Annotated in this window: 15 protein-coding genes; 5 read left to right on the top strand and 10 right to left on the bottom strand. The window is 72.6% G+C overall.

Annotation, left to right across the window (positions count from 1 at the left end):
- Positions 1 to 723: 723 nt before the first annotated feature.
- Positions 724 to 1,761, bottom strand: a complete 1,038-nt coding sequence (locus tag ACFY7C_RS19785; RefSeq protein ID WP_389651897.1) for a tyrosine-type recombinase/integrase — start codon at positions 1,759 to 1,761, stop codon at positions 724 to 726.
- Between the two features lie 144 nt (positions 1,762 to 1,905).
- Between ACFY7C_RS19785 and ACFY7C_RS19790 the strand changes: the two genes are divergently transcribed.
- Positions 1,906 to 2,070, top strand: coding sequence for a hypothetical protein (locus tag ACFY7C_RS19790; protein WP_389651900.1), 165 nt, complete (start codon positions 1,906 to 1,908; stop codon positions 2,068 to 2,070).
- 49 nt (positions 2,071 to 2,119) lie between these two features.
- Complete coding sequence (locus ACFY7C_RS19795; RefSeq protein WP_389651903.1) at positions 2,120 to 3,442, top strand: phosphoribosyltransferase family protein; 1,323 nt, start codon at positions 2,120 to 2,122, stop codon at positions 3,440 to 3,442.
- Between the two features lie 19 nt (positions 3,443 to 3,461).
- On the opposite strand, the gene ACFY7C_RS19800 is transcribed toward ACFY7C_RS19795, so the two are convergent.
- From ACFY7C_RS19800 to ACFY7C_RS19815, 4 genes are all read right to left on the bottom strand, one after another.
- Positions 3,462 to 4,037: a TetR/AcrR family transcriptional regulator gene (locus ACFY7C_RS19800; protein WP_389652766.1), complete on the bottom strand. Its 576-nt coding sequence runs from the start codon at positions 4,035 to 4,037 to the stop codon at positions 3,462 to 3,464.
- Positions 4,038 to 4,116: 79 nt separating this feature from the next.
- Entirely contained in the window at positions 4,117 to 4,527 is a 411-nt protein-coding gene (locus tag ACFY7C_RS19805; RefSeq protein ID WP_389651906.1) for a VOC family protein, read from the bottom strand.
- A gap of 135 nt (positions 4,528 to 4,662) precedes the next feature.
- On the bottom strand, positions 4,663 to 7,473 hold the full coding sequence (locus tag ACFY7C_RS19810) for a SpoIIE family protein phosphatase (RefSeq protein WP_389651909.1): 2,811 nt from the start codon (positions 7,471 to 7,473) through the stop codon (positions 4,663 to 4,665).
- Positions 7,474 to 7,626: 153 nt separating this feature from the next.
- Entirely contained in the window at positions 7,627 to 8,109 is a 483-nt protein-coding gene (locus ACFY7C_RS19815) for an SRPBCC family protein (protein ID WP_389651912.1), read from the bottom strand.
- Between the two features lie 154 nt (positions 8,110 to 8,263).
- On the opposite strand from ACFY7C_RS19815, the gene ACFY7C_RS19820 reads away from it, so the two are divergent.
- Positions 8,264 to 9,331: an enoyl-CoA hydratase/isomerase family protein gene (locus ACFY7C_RS19820; protein ID WP_389651915.1), complete on the top strand. Its 1,068-nt coding sequence runs from the start codon at positions 8,264 to 8,266 to the stop codon at positions 9,329 to 9,331.
- Between the two features lie 77 nt (positions 9,332 to 9,408).
- Here ACFY7C_RS19820 and ACFY7C_RS19825 read toward each other — a convergent pair whose 3' ends face one another.
- The gene (locus ACFY7C_RS19825; RefSeq protein ID WP_389651918.1) at positions 9,409 to 10,245 is read right to left on the bottom strand and encodes a VOC family protein; all 837 of its coding nucleotides are present in this window, start codon (positions 10,243 to 10,245) and stop codon (positions 9,409 to 9,411) included.
- A 194-nt stretch (positions 10,246 to 10,439) separates the two neighbouring features.
- Here ACFY7C_RS19825 and ACFY7C_RS19830 point away from each other — a divergent pair, with 194 nt between their 5' ends.
- Entirely contained in the window at positions 10,440 to 11,216 is a 777-nt protein-coding gene (locus ACFY7C_RS19830) for a DUF2182 domain-containing protein (RefSeq protein WP_389652769.1), read from the top strand.
- A 5-nt stretch (positions 11,217 to 11,221) separates the two neighbouring features.
- Here ACFY7C_RS19830 and ACFY7C_RS19835 read toward each other — a convergent pair whose 3' ends face one another.
- Positions 11,222 to 12,205, bottom strand: a complete 984-nt coding sequence (locus ACFY7C_RS19835; protein ID WP_389651921.1) for an endonuclease/exonuclease/phosphatase family protein — start codon at positions 12,203 to 12,205, stop codon at positions 11,222 to 11,224.
- Positions 12,206 to 12,327: 122 nt separating this feature from the next.
- Here ACFY7C_RS19835 and ACFY7C_RS19840 point away from each other — a divergent pair, with 122 nt between their 5' ends.
- Entirely contained in the window at positions 12,328 to 13,245 is a 918-nt protein-coding gene (locus ACFY7C_RS19840) for a glutaminase (protein WP_389651924.1), read from the top strand.
- 44 nt (positions 13,246 to 13,289) lie between these two features.
- Here ACFY7C_RS19840 and ACFY7C_RS19845 read toward each other — a convergent pair whose 3' ends face one another.
- The 3 genes from ACFY7C_RS19845 to ACFY7C_RS19855 all read right to left on the bottom strand — a co-directional run bounded on the left by ACFY7C_RS19845 (position 13,290) and on the right by ACFY7C_RS19855 (position 16,380).
- Entirely contained in the window at positions 13,290 to 13,937 is a 648-nt protein-coding gene (locus ACFY7C_RS19845; protein WP_389651927.1) for a 1,4-alpha-glucan branching protein, read from the bottom strand.
- An 81-nt stretch (positions 13,938 to 14,018) separates the two neighbouring features.
- Positions 14,019 to 15,464 (bottom strand): GH1 family beta-glucosidase, encoded by a 1,446-nt coding sequence (locus ACFY7C_RS19850; RefSeq protein ID WP_389651930.1) that lies wholly within the window; start codon positions 15,462 to 15,464, stop codon positions 14,019 to 14,021.
- 61 nt (positions 15,465 to 15,525) lie between these two features.
- Entirely contained in the window at positions 15,526 to 16,380 is an 855-nt protein-coding gene (locus ACFY7C_RS19855; RefSeq protein ID WP_389651933.1) for a carbohydrate ABC transporter permease, read from the bottom strand.

Here is a 16,380-nt window from a genome sequence, read left to right on the forward strand (position 1 = left end):
CGGGGGTGATGGGTGTTACGTCCGGCTTTGCTGCCGTATGTAAAGGATGCCGCGCCTTGCGTGTGAGTCAAGGTTGCGCCACGCGGTGATCTTGCTCGGATGCATGCAGGTGGCGAAGAGTGAGGGTCCGTGGGTCTACTAATTGCGCTAGGAGTGCGCCCCCTGTGCGCCGCCCGAAAGCCGGGCATCCGCCCCCCGCTGTAGGTGAGTTGGGAACGCTACGTCGCCCGCTTCAGTCTTCCCCCCTGCATAGGTGCAGGCCATTGCGTGCAGGCATGCAGGAGCGTCGCGCATGTCATAAAAAATCATGAGATTTTTTCTGTGCAGGGGTTGCATGAGTGCAGGAGCAGGCGCAAGGTGGAGTCAGACGGAACGAACCGGACAAGTCGGTAGAAACCGACGGGGATGGATCAGACCGGAGGCGGGCCCCGCAAGGGGAACGGTCGGGCCGATCGACATGATCGGCGGACGAGGCTCGCGGCCTTTTCAAAGTGCGACAGCAGAACTACCGGAGGTCTGCCTAATACTCTCCGGCTACAACTTCGACGGAGCGGACGCCCCGGCAGACGCTGAACCCCAGCGCGAGACGAGTGCACGTTAGGTGCTGCAACGACCCAGCGGCCCCCAGTGGGCCCGGAGAGCGCGATGGCCCGTCGATCTCATACAAGATGCCAACAGGGACCCTGGCAGCAGGGTCCCTGTTCGGCAAAGATCTTTAGTAGTTCAGGCTCCACGCCCACGCAGGGCGACCACGCTGGAGCCTGTACGGCTTACGCCGATGAACGGTTTCCCGCGCAGCGATGCATCCCGCGCCTCCAGTTCCGAGGAAAGTCCCAGGTACTTCTCGGTGGTGGCCGTGCTCTCGTGTTGAAGTAGGGCCGCCGTTTGACGCAAAGCGTGGGAATAGGAGATCTGCTCACGCAGGCTGTCGAAATAGATGCGCGCCACTGATCTCCGTATCACATGCCACGCTTCATTGCGTTCCACTCGGATTCCGCATTCCCTGAGGTGCTCGTGTAGGTGTATCAAAGCCCAGGAGTAAGAAACCGGGCGGGTGGCGTCTGTAGGCTCATACCGGAATCCCTTCCTATTTCCAAGGCTCACTCGCGTCCATGCGGGGAACAAGTAGGCGTTGTTATCGCGCCAAGTGACTCCGGTGGTCAGGGTGTACCAAGACATGTACTCGCGGATCTCACTCTCAAGATCCAAGGAAATGGGGAAGCTGTCCAGCTTGCGCGTCTTCTGGCTTTGGAAGTTGAGGCTTCCGCTCATGAGGTCGATTTGCTCGACCCTAAGCTTCTGAATGTCCGACACTCGCCATGCCGTGTTGATTGCCACCGCCATCATGCCTCGCAATACGCGCCCGCGATCAGACGTGGGGCAAGCGTCCAGTAGCTGAACCAAAACCGGTTCGGGCAGCCTGGTCGGCGGGGATTCTCTCCGTGTCTCGTTCCGCAGCGTGATGACGGGCTTGGGCAGAGAGACGGCCGGGCCCCACTCCATCACTTCCCCGTACTCAAAGAAGCCCCTCAGGCTGGACCGGTACACCGATCGAGTGTTGGGCGTGATGCCGACCAGGATCCCCCCGGGGCCGTACAGGAAGGACGCCATGTCCTTCTTCGTGAGGCCTCTGTACTTGCGCCCTCGGAATGCCTTGGCCAGTCGATGAAGCACCGTGCGACGGACCCGCACGGTCCCGTCAGGGACGCCGGCTGCGGCGAGAGCCTGCAAGTACAGATGAACAGCTTCCTGGACATACATCGCAAAACCTGCCTAAGAAGGGCATATTAGCTCATAGCAGGAGATGAGGGCATCACCGGACAGGAGCGCTACCGCGACGACCTGCGGCTCCTCCACCTCGTCACCGTCCACGACGAGGACGGCGCCCTGGCGGAGGTGCGGCTCGTGCCGCTGCGCAGCCGGCGGCTGCGCCTGGAGCGGGCCCCGGAGCGGGACGTGCGGTGGCTCCACGACGTGCTCGGCCGGATCAGCCGTCCCTTCGGCATGCGGATCACCGCCGCGTCCGAAGGGGAGCCGGACGGACCGGCCCTGACGGCCCGACCCGTGTGACGGCCCCTCCGGGACGGTCCGCGGGGTCGGGCAGGAAGGCGAGCAGGACATGTACTTCACCGATCGCACCGACGCCGGCCGGCAGCTCGCCGAGCTGCTCACGGACCTCCAGGGGCGGGACGTGGTGGTCCTGGGACTGCCGCGCGGGGGAGTGCCCGTCGCCGCCGAGGTCGCCGACACGCTCGGCGCTCCGCTGGACATCTGCCTCGTACGGAAGCTGGGCGTGCCCTTCCAGCCCGAGCTCGCCATGGGCGCGATCGGAGAGGACGGCGTCCGCGTCCTCAACGACGAGGTGATCGCCCAGACCGGCGTGTCCGACCGCGATCTCGCCGAGGCCGAACGGCGCGAACGGGCCGTGCTGGAGGAGCGGGCCCGCCGCTACCGGGGCGCCCGCGAGCGGGCCGACATCACCGGCCGTACGGTCGTGGTGGTCGACGACGGCTTCGCCACCGGCGCCACCGCGCTCGCCGCCTGCCAGGTGGTACGGGCCCGGGGCGCCGCGCGGATCGTCCTCGCCGTGCCGGTCGCACCCCGTGGCTGGACCACGCGGGTCGCGGGCGCGGCGGACGAGACGTACTGCGTGCGCGAACCCGTCACCTTCTACGCCATCGGCCAGTTCTACCAGGACTTCTCCCAGACTCCGGACGAGGAGGTCGTGGCCCGGCTGCGGGTGCGGCGCGGCGCCGCGGACGCGCCCGGGCACGGCGCCGGGGACACGGCGGGGACCGAGGAGGACGCGGGGGCCGAGGACACCGAGGTCCGCATCCCGCTCGGCGGCACGGAGGTGGGCGGGCATCTCACCGTGCCCGAACGGGCCCGCGGCGTCGTGCTCTTCGCCCACGGCAGCGGCAGCAGCCGGCACAGTCCGCGCAACCGGGCCGTCGCCGCCACCCTGCACCGCGCCGGACTGGGCACCCTGCTCTTCGACCTGCTCACCGAGGACGAGGCCGCCGACCGGGCCAACGTCTTCGACACGCCGCTGCTCGCCGAACGTCTGCGGCAGGCCGCCGACTGGCTCGCCGAGCGCCCCGGCGCGGGCACCCTGCCGACCGGCTACTTCGGGGCCAGCACGGGCGCGGCCGCGGCGCTCTGGGCCGCCGCCGAGCCCGGCAGCACCGTCGGCGCCGTCGTCTCCCGCGGCGGCCGGCCCGACCTCGCCGACGCGCGACTGCCCGAGGTCACCGCGCCGACCCTGCTGATCGTCGGCGGCGCGGACCCGCTGGTCCTCGACCTCAACCGCCAGGCGGAGCGGCGGCTGCGCTGCGAGCACCGGCTCGTCACCGTCCCCGGCGCCGGCCACCTCTTCGAGGAACCCGGCACCCTGGAACGGGTCGGCGAGCTCGCCGCCGACTGGTTCGCCGACCGGCTGTGACGCCCCGGCCGCGGCGACCCTAGGGGAAGACGATCCGGTCGACCGCCGCCGTGATCAGCGCGTCCCGCTCCTCCTCGGAGAAGACGTCCGGGAGGGTGAGCTGCTCCACGATCAGCCAGTTCAGGGTCAGGATGAGGAGCTTCACCGCGGTCGCGTCGCCCGGCAGGTCGGTGGACTCGTGGTAGGTCACGTTGTGTGCGACGTCCACGCGCACCCGCTCGGTCAGGACGGCGCGCAGCGCCGGTCGCCGGGTGGCCTCCAGGCGCAGTTCGAGCAGGGCCAGGTAGCCGGTCGGGAAGGAGCTGATACGGCCGACGAGCTCGCGCATGAACTGCGTGTACGTCTCGCGGTCCGGGCTCGCCGTCCGCTGACGGGCGATCGTGTCCTCGTCCGGCTGCAGCCGCTCGTAGACGCGGGCGCCCGCCTGGGTGAGCAGGTCGTCCCGGTTGGCGAAGTAGTTCGAGGCGGTCCCGGGCGGGACGGCCGCCTCGGTGTCGACGGCGCGGAAGGTGAGGCCCCGGGCCCCCTCACGGGCGAGCACCTCGATCGCGGCGTCGACGAGCGCCGCCCTGCGCTCCGGGTTCCTGCGGGCCACCGTCATCACTCCCGTCACCAGGCTCGCTCGTACTACTCCATGGAGAGTACTACGGACGGAGTGGCCCGGAGCGCCCGGTTCACCACACGGCCGCGACCAGCTCCACCTCGAACCCGTCCGCGTCCTCCAGATAGGCCGCGCAGCTCTGCTCGCCGCCCGCGTGCGGATGGCGGTCGGGGAACATCAGCCGCCAGCCGCCCCGGACCGCCCCCTCCACGAGCCGGTCGAGCTCCGCGCGCGTCGCCACGTGGAACGCCAGGTGGTTGAGGCCCGGGCGCAGCCGGTCATGGGTGTGCGCGCTGAGCGCCGGCGACTCCTCGAACACCAGGTACGTCGCCCCCAGTCGCCAGCTCCGCCCCCGCTCCCAGCTCTGGAACGGCGTGTAACCCAGCGCTTCGAGCAGCGGACCGAAGGAGGCGGCGGCGCGCCCGAGGTCGGGCACCCAGACCTCCACGTGGTGCAGGGAGCCGGTGACGGGCGGGACGGTCATGCGGTCCTCCGGAACGGCTCGGTTCCGGCCGACCCTATCCGGCCGACCTCATCCGGCCGTCACCAGGCCAGATCCCGGGCGGTCGTCACCAGGCCCGACGGGGCGGCCGTCACCGGGCGAGATCCAGACCGGCCGTCACCAGGCCAGATCCTCCAGGGCGTCCGGGTCGAGCAGCGGGGCCGCCGGGTCGGCTCCGCCGTCCGGGGAGACGGGCAGCTCGGCCCAGATGGTCTTGCCCCGGCGCGCGTAGCGGGTGCCCCAGCGCTGGGCGAACTGGGCCACCAGGAACAGCCCCCGGCCGCCCTCGTCGGTGTCCGTCGCGTGCCGCAGGTGCGGTGACGTGCTGCTGCCGTCCGACACCTCGCAGATCAGCACCCGGTCGTACACCAGGCGGATCCTGACCGGCGGCCGCCCGTAGCGGATCGCGTTGGTGATCAGCTCGCTCAGCACCAGCTCCGCCGTGAACCCCACGTCCTCCAGGCCCCACTCGGCGAGCCGCGCCGCCGCCGCGTTGCGCACCGGCGCCACGGCGGACGGATCGGACGGCACCTCCCACTCCGCGATCCGGTCCTGAGGGATCCGGCGGGCGCTGGCCACGAGCAGCGCGATGTCGTCGGACGGCACCGGGAACAGCAGCGCCGCGAGCACGTCCGCGCAGGTCTGCTCCGGTGTCCGGCCGGGCTGGGCAAGCGTCCTGCGCAGCAGTGCGAGCCCGGTGTCGTAGTCCCGGTGCCGGTCCTCCAGAAGACCGTCGGTGAACAGCACCAGCTTGCTGTCCGGCTCCAGCCGCAGCCGCGCGGACGCGAACGGCCGGTCGCCGAGACCGAGCCCCAGCGGCAGCCCGGCCGGCAGCGCCGGGAACTCCACACTGCCGTCGGGCCGCACCAGCGCCGGCCCCGGATGGCCCGCGCTCGCCATGGTGCACACCCCGGTGGTCGGGTCGTAGATCGCGTACAGACAGGTCGCGCCGGCCGTGCCCTCCACCCCGCCGTCCCCGTCCCCGTCGGCTTCGCCGTCCCGCTCCCGCCCCGGCTCGTTCTCCTCGCCGAGCCGGTCGATCAGCTCGTCCAGGTGGGTCAGCAGCTCCTCCGGCGGCAGGTCGAGCGTGGAGAAGTTCGCCACCGCCGTCCGCAGCCGGCCCATCGTCGCCGCCGCGTGCAGCCCGTGCCCCACCACGTCGCCGACCACGAGCGCCACCCGCGCCCCGGGCAGCGGGATGACGTCGAACCAGTCGCCGCCCACGCCCGCCTTCGCCGGCAGATAGCGGTAGGACACCCGCATCGCGTTCTGCTCCGGCAGCACCCGTGGCAGCAGACTGCGCTGGAGCGCCACCGCCATCGAGTGCTCGCGGGTGAACCGCCGCGCGTTGTCGATCGCCAGCGCGGCGCGCGCCGCCAGCTCCTCCGCGAACGACAGGTCCTCCTCCCCGAACGGCTCCGGCGTCTCGTTGCCGCGCCAGAAGTTCGCCATCCCGAGCACCACCCCGCGGGCGAGCAGCGGCACCGTGAGCAGCGAGTGCAGCCCGTAGGCGAGCGCCTGCGCCGCGCCCTCCGGGTCCTGCGCCCGCCAGCCCTGCGCCGAGGCCAGGTCCGCCTGGAGCACCGCACGGCCCTCGTCCAGCGCCGAGGCCATGGGCGTGGTCGGCACCACGAACCGGATCAGATCGCCCACCGGCTGCAGCGGCGTCTCCGGGCGCACACCCGTCAGCGCCGTGCGCCGCATCTCCGTGTACGCGCCCGAGGGCTCCTGGCCGCGCATCACCGGGTCGAGCAGCTCCACCGTCACGAAGTCGGCGAACCGCGGCACCGCCACCTCCGACAGCTCCTCCGCCGTCCGCACCACGTCCAGCGTCGTACCGATCCGCGTCCCCGCCTCGTACAGCAGCCGCAGCCGGCCCCGCGCCACCTCGGCCCGGCCGGTCAGCGCGGACAGCTCGGTGGTGTCGCGCACGGTCATGACGCTGCCGCCCGCGCGGTCGCCGGTGGGACGGACGTTCACGGCGAGGAGCCGGTCCCCGGCGAGGTGCACCTCGTCCGTCGCGGCCCGGCCGGACAGCAGCAGCGCGGCGGTACGGGGTTCCAGGCCGAGCTCCCGCACGTCGCGCCGCTCCGCGTCCGCCGGCAGCTTCAGCAGCCGCCGCGCCTCGTCGTTGGCGAGCAGCAGCCGCCCGTCGCCCCCGATGATGACCACGCCCTCCTTCACCGAGTGCAGGACCGCCTCGTGGTGTTCCTTGAGGCGGGTCATCTCCGCCGGGCCGAGGCCGTGCGTCTGCCGCCGCAGCCGTCCGCTGACCAGAGCCGCGCCGCCGAGCGCCAGCGCGAGCGCGACGCCGGCCGCGCCGAACAGCAGGGGCAGCCGGGCCTCCACCGAGTCGCCGACCGTCGCCACCTCGATGCCGCTGGTCACGATGCCGACGACGGTCCCGTCCTCGCCCACGACCGGCACGACCGCGCGGACGGCGTCGTTCGGCGCCCCGTGGAAGACCTCGGTGAACGACTCCCCGGCCCGGGCCCTGTCGAGGTCCCCCTGGGCCCGCTGGCCGATGAGGGAGGGGTCGGAGTCGGTGAAACGGGCGCCGTCCGGGGAGAGCACGGCGACGAAGTCGACGCCGGCGCCCAGCCGGGCCGCCTCCGCGCGGGGCTGGAGCGCCGCCGTCGGATCCTCGGACCGCAGGGCCTCGGCGAGCCCCGGTGCGTGGGCGAAGGTCTCGGCGACGGCGAGCGAGCGGTTACGGGCGTTCCGCTCGCTGTCGTAGCGGTCCTGCAGCACGAGGGCGAACGCCGCCGCGGCGATGAGCAGCAGGGCGATGATCGCCTGCAGGGCGAAGACCTGTCCGGCCACGCTCCGCAGCCCGGTGGGCCGTCCCCGGCCTGTCTCGGGGGACCGGTCCGCGCCTCGCGTCACCGTGCGCTCCTTCCCGCCCTGCTCGCCGGGGCTTCCTTCCATGCTGCCCCCGGTGTGACCGGCAGGGGAAACGGGAGGCCGCCACGCAGAGCGACGGCGGCCGGGGCGGGGGAGCGGGGGAGCGGGCGCGGAGGCCGTGGCCCGTCGGCCGGACGGGGCCGCGGGGACCGGGTGGGGCGGGCGGCCGTGGCCGGTTCAGCCGGACGGGTTCGCGGCGCGGGCGAGGCGGGCGAGGGTGGTGCGCATGCCGTGCCGGTTCACGGCGATCCGCCGCTCGGGGTCGGTGCCCGCGAAGACCGTGCCGAGCAGGGTGGCGAGGCCGGCGCCGCGGCCCGTGCGCAGGTCCTGCCAGGTCTCGGTGACCCGGGTGCCCGTGCCCTCGTCCTCGAAGCGGTAGCCCCAGCGCGCGATCGGCAGCCCGAAGACCCCCACGTCGAAGACGAACGCCTCGCCGGGGCGGGCCGTCGTGACCCGGCCGGTGGTGAACCACACGAACGGCCCGCGGCGGTTGAACCCCACGAAGCGGCTTCCCGTGCGCGCGGGCGGTCGCGGCACCCACACCCGGCGGCACTCCGGGCTCCAGCGGCCCATGTTCCTCAGGTCCGCCACCAGGCCGTACAGCGTGGCGCGATCCGCGTCCACCAGCACCGATTCCTCGAGACTCCACTGCCGTGCCACGTCCGCTCCCCTCGGTTCGCCCATCCGGGTCGTTACCCGCGGGTACGGTAGCGGAGCGGAAGCCCTGTGCGGGGGCGGTCCGGGCGGCTACCGTGGACGGGAAGATCGTTTCGGCACCCCGGAACGGCGCCGGAAGGAATCGGAAGGACGCACCATGTCGGCACCCACCGACCCCCGTGAGCCCGAGGTCCTGGTCCACACCGAGGGCCGCGCCGGCTTCCTCACCCTGAACCGGCCGCGCGCCATCAACGCCCTCACCCACCCGATGGTGCGCCGGATCGACGAGGCCCTCACGGAATGGGAGCACGACCCGGCCGTCACCACCGTCGTCATCCGCGGCGCGGGCGAGCGGGGACTGTGCGCCGGCGGCGACATCCGGGCCATCCACGACGACGCCCGCGCCGGCGGCACCGCGTCCGTCGACTTCTGGCGCGACGAGTACCGGCTCAACGCCCGGATCGCCCGCTTTCCCAAGCCGTACGTGGCCTTCATGGACGGCATCGTCATGGGCGGCGGCGTCGGCGTCTCCGGACACGGCTCCGTCCGGATCGTCACCGAACGCTCCCGGGTCGCCATGCCCGAGACCGGCATCGGCTTCGTCCCCGACGTCGGCGGCACCCACCTGCTGAGCCGCGCCCCCGGCGAACTCGGCACCCACCTGGCCCTCACCGGGGCGCAGGCCGACGCCGCCGACGCGCTGCTCGCCGGCCTCGCCGACCACTTCGTTCCCTCCGCCGCCCTGCCGGCGCTCGCCGCCGACCTCACCCGGCTGCCCGCCGCGGAGGCGGTCGCCCGCCACGCCCGCCCGGCGCCGGCCGGCGGACTCGCCGCGCGGCGGGACTGGATCGACGCCTGCTACACCGCCGACACCGTCGAGGGCATCGTCGAGCGCCTCACCGACTCCGGTGTCCCGGAGGCCAAGGAGACGGCGACCGTCCTGCTCACCCGCTCGCCCACGGCGCTCAAGGCCACGCTGGCCGCGCTCCGCCGCGCCCGGACGCTCGACTCCCTCGAAGCGACCCTGAACATGGAGTTCCGCCTGTCCTGCGCGGCCCTCTCCTCACCCGACCTGGTCGAGGGCATCCGCGCCCAGGTCGTCGACAAGGACCGCGACCCCCGGTGGACCCCGCCGACCCTCGCGGGCGTGACGGCGCAGGACACCGCGCGCTGGTTCGGCCCGCAACCCACCGGCGACCTCGGCCTCGTGGCACCGCAGCACTGAGGGAGCCCGACAGGAGACCGGAACGGCCCCCACGCCGCCGGCCATCGCCACCAGCGCGGGCCGGGCCGCCCGGGCCCTCAGGCCTCCCCGTCCGGCGACTCGTCCAGCGTGAACAGCCCGCCCTGCGGATCGCGCACCGACGCGCGCCGGCCCGCCGCCACCGGCCAGCCGTGGTCCGCCTCCGGGACCAGCGACCCGCCGTGCGCCACGACCGCCGCGGTCGCGCGCTCCAGGTCGGGCACCCGGAAATGGACCAGCCAGCGCGGGCGCAGCTGCGGCTGCGGCGAGGCCGCCTCCACTGGGCCGCTGTTCAGCCGGGCGATCGCCTCGCCCTGGGTGTACAGCACCACCTGGTCGTCCTCGTACGCCACCTCGAACCGCTCCACGCCCCCGTTCAGCCAGTCCAGGACGCCCCCGTAGAACACGGCCGCGTCGAACGCGTTACGGGTGTGCAGCTCCAGCCAGGCCGGGGCGTGGTGCTCGCCGAGCCGCCAGCGCGACGACACCCGGCCCTCCCACACCCCGAACGCCGCACCCTCCGGGTCCGTGGCCAGCGCCGCCCGGCCGCGCGGCGGGAAGGCCACCGGGCCCACGCCGACCGTCCCGCCGCGCTCCCGGATGCGCGCCACCGCCTCGTCCGCGTCGGGCACCGCGAAATACGGCGTCCAGGCCACCGGCACCGCCATCCGGACGGCCACCTCGCCGATCCCGGCCACCGGGACCCCGTCCCGCTCGCCCACCGAGAAGCCCTGCCCCAGCGGGCCGTGCCGGAACTTCCAGCCGAGGACGGCCGCGTAGAACTCCTCCGCCGCGCCGAGGTCACGCGCCGCCAGACTCAGCCAGCAGGGCGCACCCGGCTCATCCGCGGTCACCGGCACCCGGCTCACCTCACTCCCTTGATTCGTACGTCCCATGCGTCCCGCACGCCTCCCTCCAGCCACCCTCGCCCCGTCGCCCGGCCCACGCCACTCCGGGAGCCGCCCGGCGAGCCCTCCGGGCCGCGCCCCGCCACCGACTGTGCTGTCCTGGAGGGGTGGGCGAGACACGCACCTCCGGTCACCCTCCGGCGCTGCTCCCGGCCCGGGACCTGGCCGCGGCCTGGCTGCTCATGGTGGCCGTCGCGGCCCTCGCCTGGACGCTGACCGCCGCACAGGCCCGCGACATGGGCGTGGAACCCGGCACCATGGGCATGGCGATGCCGCTCTTCCTCGCGCTGTGGCTGGCCATGATGGTCGCGATGATGTTCCCCTCCGTCGCGCCGGTCGCGCTCACCTGGGCGAGAGGCATCGCCCGCCGGTCCACCGGCGCCGTCCGCGCGGGCCGCACCGCCGCCTTCGTCTGCGGCTATCTGCTCGTCTGGACCGCTTTCGGCCTCGTCGCCTACGGCCTGCTCGCCCTCACCGGTGACCTCGTCCACGACCACCCGGACGCCGGCCCCTGGATCGGCGCCGGCGCCTTCGCCCTCGCCGGCCTGCAGCAGCTCGGCCCGCTCAAGAACATCTGCCTGCGCCACTGCCGCAGCCCGATGCTCCAGCTGATGCGCTACGCCCACTACCGGCCCCTCGCCCGCGACCTGCGGGTCGGCCTGCACCACGGCCTCTACTGCCTGGGCTGCTGCTGGGGCCTGATGATCCTGCTCGTCCCGCTCGGCGTCATGAACGTCGCCGCCATGGCCGCGGTCGCCGCCGTCATCTTCCTGGAGAAGCTCTGGCGCCACGGCCCCGCCCTGAGCCGTGTCGCCGGCGTCGCCTTCCTGGTCCTCGCGGGCCTGTGCCTGGTCGAACCCCTCCAGGACTGGCTGCTGCCCGGCCTCACGACGGACGGCACGCCCATGGGCCCGATGGAGGACACGGACCCGATGGACGACATGCGCGCGGCCGCCTGAGGGTGCTACTTGACGGTCACCCGGCCGACGACGATCCGGTGGTCCGAGCAGGCCACGAGGTTCCCGCACCCCGTCGGGGCGTCCAGCGCGTCCGCGCTGTAGGAGCGCGGCTCGGCGAGTGCCGACTCGTGCACGAAGACGTGGTCGATCTTCCGGGTGTCCGTGAGCGAGCAGTACGGGGCCATGGTGGAGGACCGGGGGTCGACCGTCCCCTCGCCGTATCCGGCGCACGTCTCGTCGGTGTCGTCGAGCTCCCGGTACTCACCCGAGTTGTTCGGATTGAACTTCGTGTTCACCGATGCGGAGTAGAAGCCGTTCAGCCGGGCGTAGTTCGGCTGGGCGTTGAAGTCACCGGCGATCAGCACCGTGTCACCGATGACGGAGCGGTCGTCGGGATCCGGGTAGCGGAACTTCTGGAGCGCCGACAGGACGTCCGTCAGCTGCAGCTCCTCGAAGGCGTCCTGGGTCGTGATGTGCGTGGTGCAGAACCGGGTCTTGGTGCCGTCGACCAGCGGCGCGCACAGCAGGTTGCGCTTCTCCCTGCTGCCGTCGTCCGTCAGCATGATGCGATCGGCCGGACCCAGCGGCTTCCTGCTGAAGATCGCGTTCCCGTACTCCTCCCCCTTGCAGATGGTCGTGCCGGCCCCGCGGCTGGGCTCGAAACGGGCGAAGTTCGCGCCGTCGTCGGGCCACCCCGCCGCCCGCAGCTTGTTCACCACGGCGCCGTACTGCTTCGCGCACAGTTCGTTGAACGCGGCGAAATCGGCCGACTCACGGACGATCGAGGCCACGGCCTCGTCGGTCATGCCGTTGTCGGTGGCGGCGTCGTGGAACGCGTGCCCCGCCACGTTCCACTGCCAGACCGTGTAGGTGCGGGGCGGCGGCGTCTCGGCCTCCGCCGCCGTCGCGGGCAGCAGCACCGCGGCGAGCGCCCCCCAGACGGCCGTACGGAGAGCCAGTCGGCCCCGTCGCAGCACAGAACCACTCATGCGTCGATCCCCCCTCGTGACCGGCCGCCGGGCAGCCGGTTGCCGCACGCGCGTGCGACACGGGCAAGATCATAGAAGGGGGCACTGACAGCGCCTCCCCCTCCCCGGAGCAAGATGTCCGCATGCTGTTGACCTTCGAACCCGTCCTCGACCGCATCGCCGAGGAGATCGCCGGCCTCACCGACCGCGGCCGGTCCGCCGACTACATCCCCGCGCTCGCCTCCGCCGACCCCGGCAGCTTCGGGATGGCCGTGGCCGAGCTCGACGGCACCGTGTACGGCGTGGGGGACTGGCAGCAGCCCTTCTCCACCCAGTCCGTCACCAAGGTCTTCACCCTCGCCCTCGCCCTGGCCCGCAAGGGCGAGGCCCTGTGGGAGCACGTCGGCCGCGAGCCCTCCGGCAACCCGTTCAACTCCCTGGTCCAGCTGGAGTACGAGAACGGCATCCCCCGCAACCCCTTCATCAACGCCGGCGCCCTCGTCGTCACCGACCAGCTGCACCGCATCACCGGCGACGCCTCCGGCGTCCTGCTGGACTTCCTGCGCGCCGAGAGCGGCAACCAGGACCTGGACTTCGACCGCGACGTCGCCGCCTCCGAGACCGCGCACGGCGACCGCAACGCCGCCCTCGCCCACTTCATGGCGAGCTACGACAACATCGCCAACCCCGTGCCCACGCTGCTGCGCGAGTACTTCCGCCAGTGCTCCATCGAGGCGTCCTGCGCCGACCTCGCCCTCGCCACCGGCTTCCTCGCCCGGCACGGCATCCGCGCCGACGGCTCCCGGCTGCTGACCCGCAGCCAGGCCAAGCAGGTCAACGCCGTCATGCTCACCTGCGGCACGTACGACGCCGCCGGCGACTTCGCCTACCGGGTCGGACTGCCCGGCAAGAGCGGCGTCGGCGGCGGCATCATCGCGGTCGTCCCCGGTCGCTGCACGCTGTGCGTGTGGAGCCCCGGCCTCGACGCGCGGGGGAACTCGGTCGCGGGCGTCGCCGCCCTCGACCGGTTCACCACCATCACCGGCCTGTCCGTCTTCTGACGGCCGGCCGGGCCCTCCAGGGGGTGTCGCACCCGACCCCTGGGTCAGGGGGCGTCACACACGACCACGAACACCTCGCTCCGCTCCTCGCCCTCCGCCGGCAGCCACCAGGCCGTCAGCGTGCCGCGCGCCCCGGCAGCCGGCTCCTCGCCGGTCCCGAGCACCCGGACCACCCGCAGCTCCGGCGCTCCGGCACCGAAGCGGATCACCGTGCCGTCCGCTCCGTCCGTGACGGAGACGTCCGCCTCCGGCGCCCACGTGACGTCCTCGTCGACGGTGGCGGTCACCTTCGGGTCGGGCGTGTCGGACTCGCTCTGCGCCTGCGGCTCGACGCGCCCCCGCAGCAGCGCCCGCAGCTCGGCGAGCAGCACCGGGTCGTGCGTCCCGTCGTACACGTAGCGCGTGCCGAGCACGCCGTGCTCGGAGGTCCCGACCAGGGACTGCTCCGCGCCCTCCAGCGGCGCACCCCGATAGGTCAACGGCACCAGGTAGCCGCGCGGCTCGGGGTCGGAGGCGTCCCGCACCACCATGAACTCGATGCCCACCTCGCCCTCCGGATCGTCGAGCCGGAAACCGCCCGCCTTCTGCAGGACGGGAGCGCCGCCCGCCGGGTACCAGGGGCGGGTGGGCAGCCAGGACTCCAGGAGCTCCAGCTTGGTCGGCTGCATCGTGGTTGCGTGAATGACGGCCATCGCTCGTGCACTTCCTCCGTGACGGTACGGTCCCCCGGGTGTGCGGACCCGCACCGGAACCGTACCTCCCCGGACGACCCGTCAGACCTCCGCCCCCGGAGCGTGCAGCTCGCCCGAACGGGCCACCCGCGCGTACCAGCGGGCGCTCGACTTCGGCGTGCGCCGCAGCGTCTCGTAGTCCACGTGCACGGCACCGAACCGCTTCGCATAGCCGTACGCCCACTCGAAGTTGTCGAGCAGCGACCACAGGAAGTAGCCGTGCACCACGGCTCCTTCCTCGACCGCCCGGTGCAGCGCCTCCAGATGCGCGTGCACATAGGCGGCGCGCTCCGGGTCGTGCACCGAGCCGTCCGCGGCGACCACGTCCTCGTAGGCCGCGCCGTTCTCGCTGACCACCAGCGGAAGCCCCGGATGACGGGCCGAGATCCGGGTCAGCAGGTCCTTCAGGCCGGTCGGGTCCACCGGCCAGCCCATCGCCGTCCGCTCCCCGTCCGCCTGGTGGAAGGCGACGTCGTCGGCGCCCGGCCACGGCGAGAACTCGCTGTTGCCGTGGCCGTCGTCCTGCGGCTTCTCCTCGCCCTCGGCGACGTGCGACACCACCGTCGGCGTGTAGTAGTTGATGCCCAGCCAGTCCAGCGGCTGCCCGGCCGTCGCCTCGTCCCCGTCCCGTACGAAGCCCCAGTCGGTCAGGTGCGCGGTGTCGGCGAACAGCTCCCGCGGATAGCCGCCCTCCAGCATCGGGCCCAGCCAGATCCCGTTGCCCACGGTGTCGATCCGGCGGGCCGCCTCCACGTCGGCCGGCGACGGGGTCAGCGGGCGCACCTCGTGCAGGTTGAGCGACACCGCCAGCTTCGCCCCGGACGGCAGCGCCGAGCGCAGCGCCCGCACCGCGAGCCCGTGCCCCAGGTTCAGGTGATGGGCGGCACGCAGCGCGGCCACCGGGTCCGTCCGGCCCGGGGCATGCACCCCCGAGCCGTACCCCAGGAACGCGCTGCACCAGGGCTCGTTGAGCGTGGTCCAGCGGGTCACCCGGTCGCCCAGGGCATCGGCGACCAGAGCCGCGTACTCCGCGAACCGCTCCGCCGTCGCCCGCTCCGGCCAGCCACCCGCGTCCTCCAGCTCCTGCGGCAGGTCCCAGTGGTAAAGGGTCAGCGCCGGCTCGATCCCGGCCGCCAGCAACTCGTCGACGAGCCGCCGGTAGAAGTCCAGCCCCTTCTGCACGGCCGGCCCCCGGCCGGTCGGCTGCACCCGGGACCAGGACACCGAGAAGCGGTACGCGTTCAGGCCGAGTTCGGACATCAGTCGGACGTCCTCACGGAACCGGTGGTAGTGGTCGACGGCGACATCGCCCGTGTGGCCCTGGAAGACCTTCCCCGGGGTGTGCGAGAAGGTGTCCCAGATGGACGGCGTGCGGCCGTCCTCCTCCGCCGCGCCCTCGATCTGGTACGCGGCGGTCGCGGCGCCCCACAGGAAGTCGGACGGGAAACGGCGGACGGCGGTGAGCGGCCGGGTGTCGGACGCGGTCATAGGAGAGGGCTCCCAACGCAGAAGAAGTGGATGCGGTACGAAGGAGAGGCGGGCCGGGCCGTCAGCTCTTGACGGCGCCCGCGGTGATCCCGCCGACGATGTGCTTGCCGAGCACGGCGAACACCAGCAGCAGCGGCACGGTGGAGATCAGCGCCCCCGTGAGCACCACGGCCTGGTCGACGGTGTGGTTGCCCGCGCCGAGACCGGCCAGCGCCACCTGGAGGGTGGGGTTGCCGTCGGGGGTGAGCGCGATGAACGGCCAGAAGAAGTCGTTCCACGCCTGGACGAAGACCAGCATGCCGAGGACCGCCATCGCGGGCCGGGCGACCGGGAAGACCACGTGCCAGACGATCCGCAGCGAGTGCGCCCCGTCCATCCGGGCCGCTTCCACCAGCTCGACCGGCAGCGCCTCGATGAGGAACTGCCGCATGAAGAAAACGCCGAACGCGGCGACCAGCGACGGCAGGACCACCGACTGGAGCTGGTCGACCCAGCCGAGGTCGGTGATGATCCGGTACAGCGGGATGACGCTCAGCTGGGGCGGGATCGTCATCGTCGCCACCACCAGGGTGAGCAGGATGTTGCGGCCCTTGAACGGCAGCTTGGCGAAGGCGAAGCCGGCGAGGGTGGAGAAGAGGACCGTGGACAGCGCCACCAGCGCGGCCACGACCGTGGTGTTGACCAGCGCCTCGCCCATGTCGACCTGGTTCCAGGCGAAGGTGAGGTTGTCGAAGAGCCGCGGCCCGGGCAGCAGCGGCGCCGGGGCCGTGACCACCCGCTCACCGGTGTGCGAGGCGGCGACGAGGTTCCAGTACAGCGGGAAGAGCGAGGCCAGCGCGGCCAGGCCGAGCAGGACGTAGGTCAGCGGGCCGGCGTGGTGCTGCCGTCCGGCCGACTGTCGGAAACGCGTGCGCAC

This window comes from Streptomyces sp. NPDC012769, from assembly GCF_042901205.1.
Taxonomy (GTDB): domain Bacteria; phylum Actinomycetota; class Actinomycetes; order Streptomycetales; family Streptomycetaceae; genus Streptomyces.

Excerpts from the sequence above, each read along its gene's own strand:
- ACFY7C_RS19785 (WP_389651897.1), bottom strand. The coding sequence starts at position 1,761 with ATGTATGTCCAGGAAGCTGTTCATCTGTACTTGCAGGCTCTCGCCGCA.
- ACFY7C_RS19795 (WP_389651903.1), top strand. The coding sequence starts at position 2,120 with ATGTACTTCACCGATCGCACCGACGCCGGCCGGCAGCTCGCCGAGCTG.
- ACFY7C_RS19805 (WP_389651906.1), bottom strand. The coding sequence starts at position 4,527 with ATGACCGTCCCGCCCGTCACCGGCTCCCTGCACCACGTGGAGGTCTGG.
- ACFY7C_RS19810 (WP_389651909.1), bottom strand. The coding sequence starts at position 7,473 with ATGGAAGGAAGCCCCGGCGAGCAGGGCGGGAAGGAGCGCACGGTGACG.
- ACFY7C_RS19820 (WP_389651915.1), top strand. The coding sequence starts at position 8,264 with ATGTCGGCACCCACCGACCCCCGTGAGCCCGAGGTCCTGGTCCACACC.
- ACFY7C_RS19825 (WP_389651918.1), bottom strand. The coding sequence starts at position 10,245 with ATGGGACGTACGAATCAAGGGAGTGAGGTGAGCCGGGTGCCGGTGACC.
- ACFY7C_RS19830 (WP_389652769.1), top strand. The coding sequence starts at position 10,440 with ATGGTGGCCGTCGCGGCCCTCGCCTGGACGCTGACCGCCGCACAGGCC.
- ACFY7C_RS19835 (WP_389651921.1), bottom strand. The coding sequence starts at position 12,205 with ATGAGTGGTTCTGTGCTGCGACGGGGCCGACTGGCTCTCCGTACGGCC.
- ACFY7C_RS19840 (WP_389651924.1), top strand. The coding sequence starts at position 12,328 with ATGCTGTTGACCTTCGAACCCGTCCTCGACCGCATCGCCGAGGAGATC.
- ACFY7C_RS19845 (WP_389651927.1), bottom strand. The coding sequence starts at position 13,937 with ATGGCCGTCATTCACGCAACCACGATGCAGCCGACCAAGCTGGAGCTC.
- ACFY7C_RS19850 (WP_389651930.1), bottom strand. The coding sequence starts at position 15,464 with ATGACCGCGTCCGACACCCGGCCGCTCACCGCCGTCCGCCGTTTCCCG.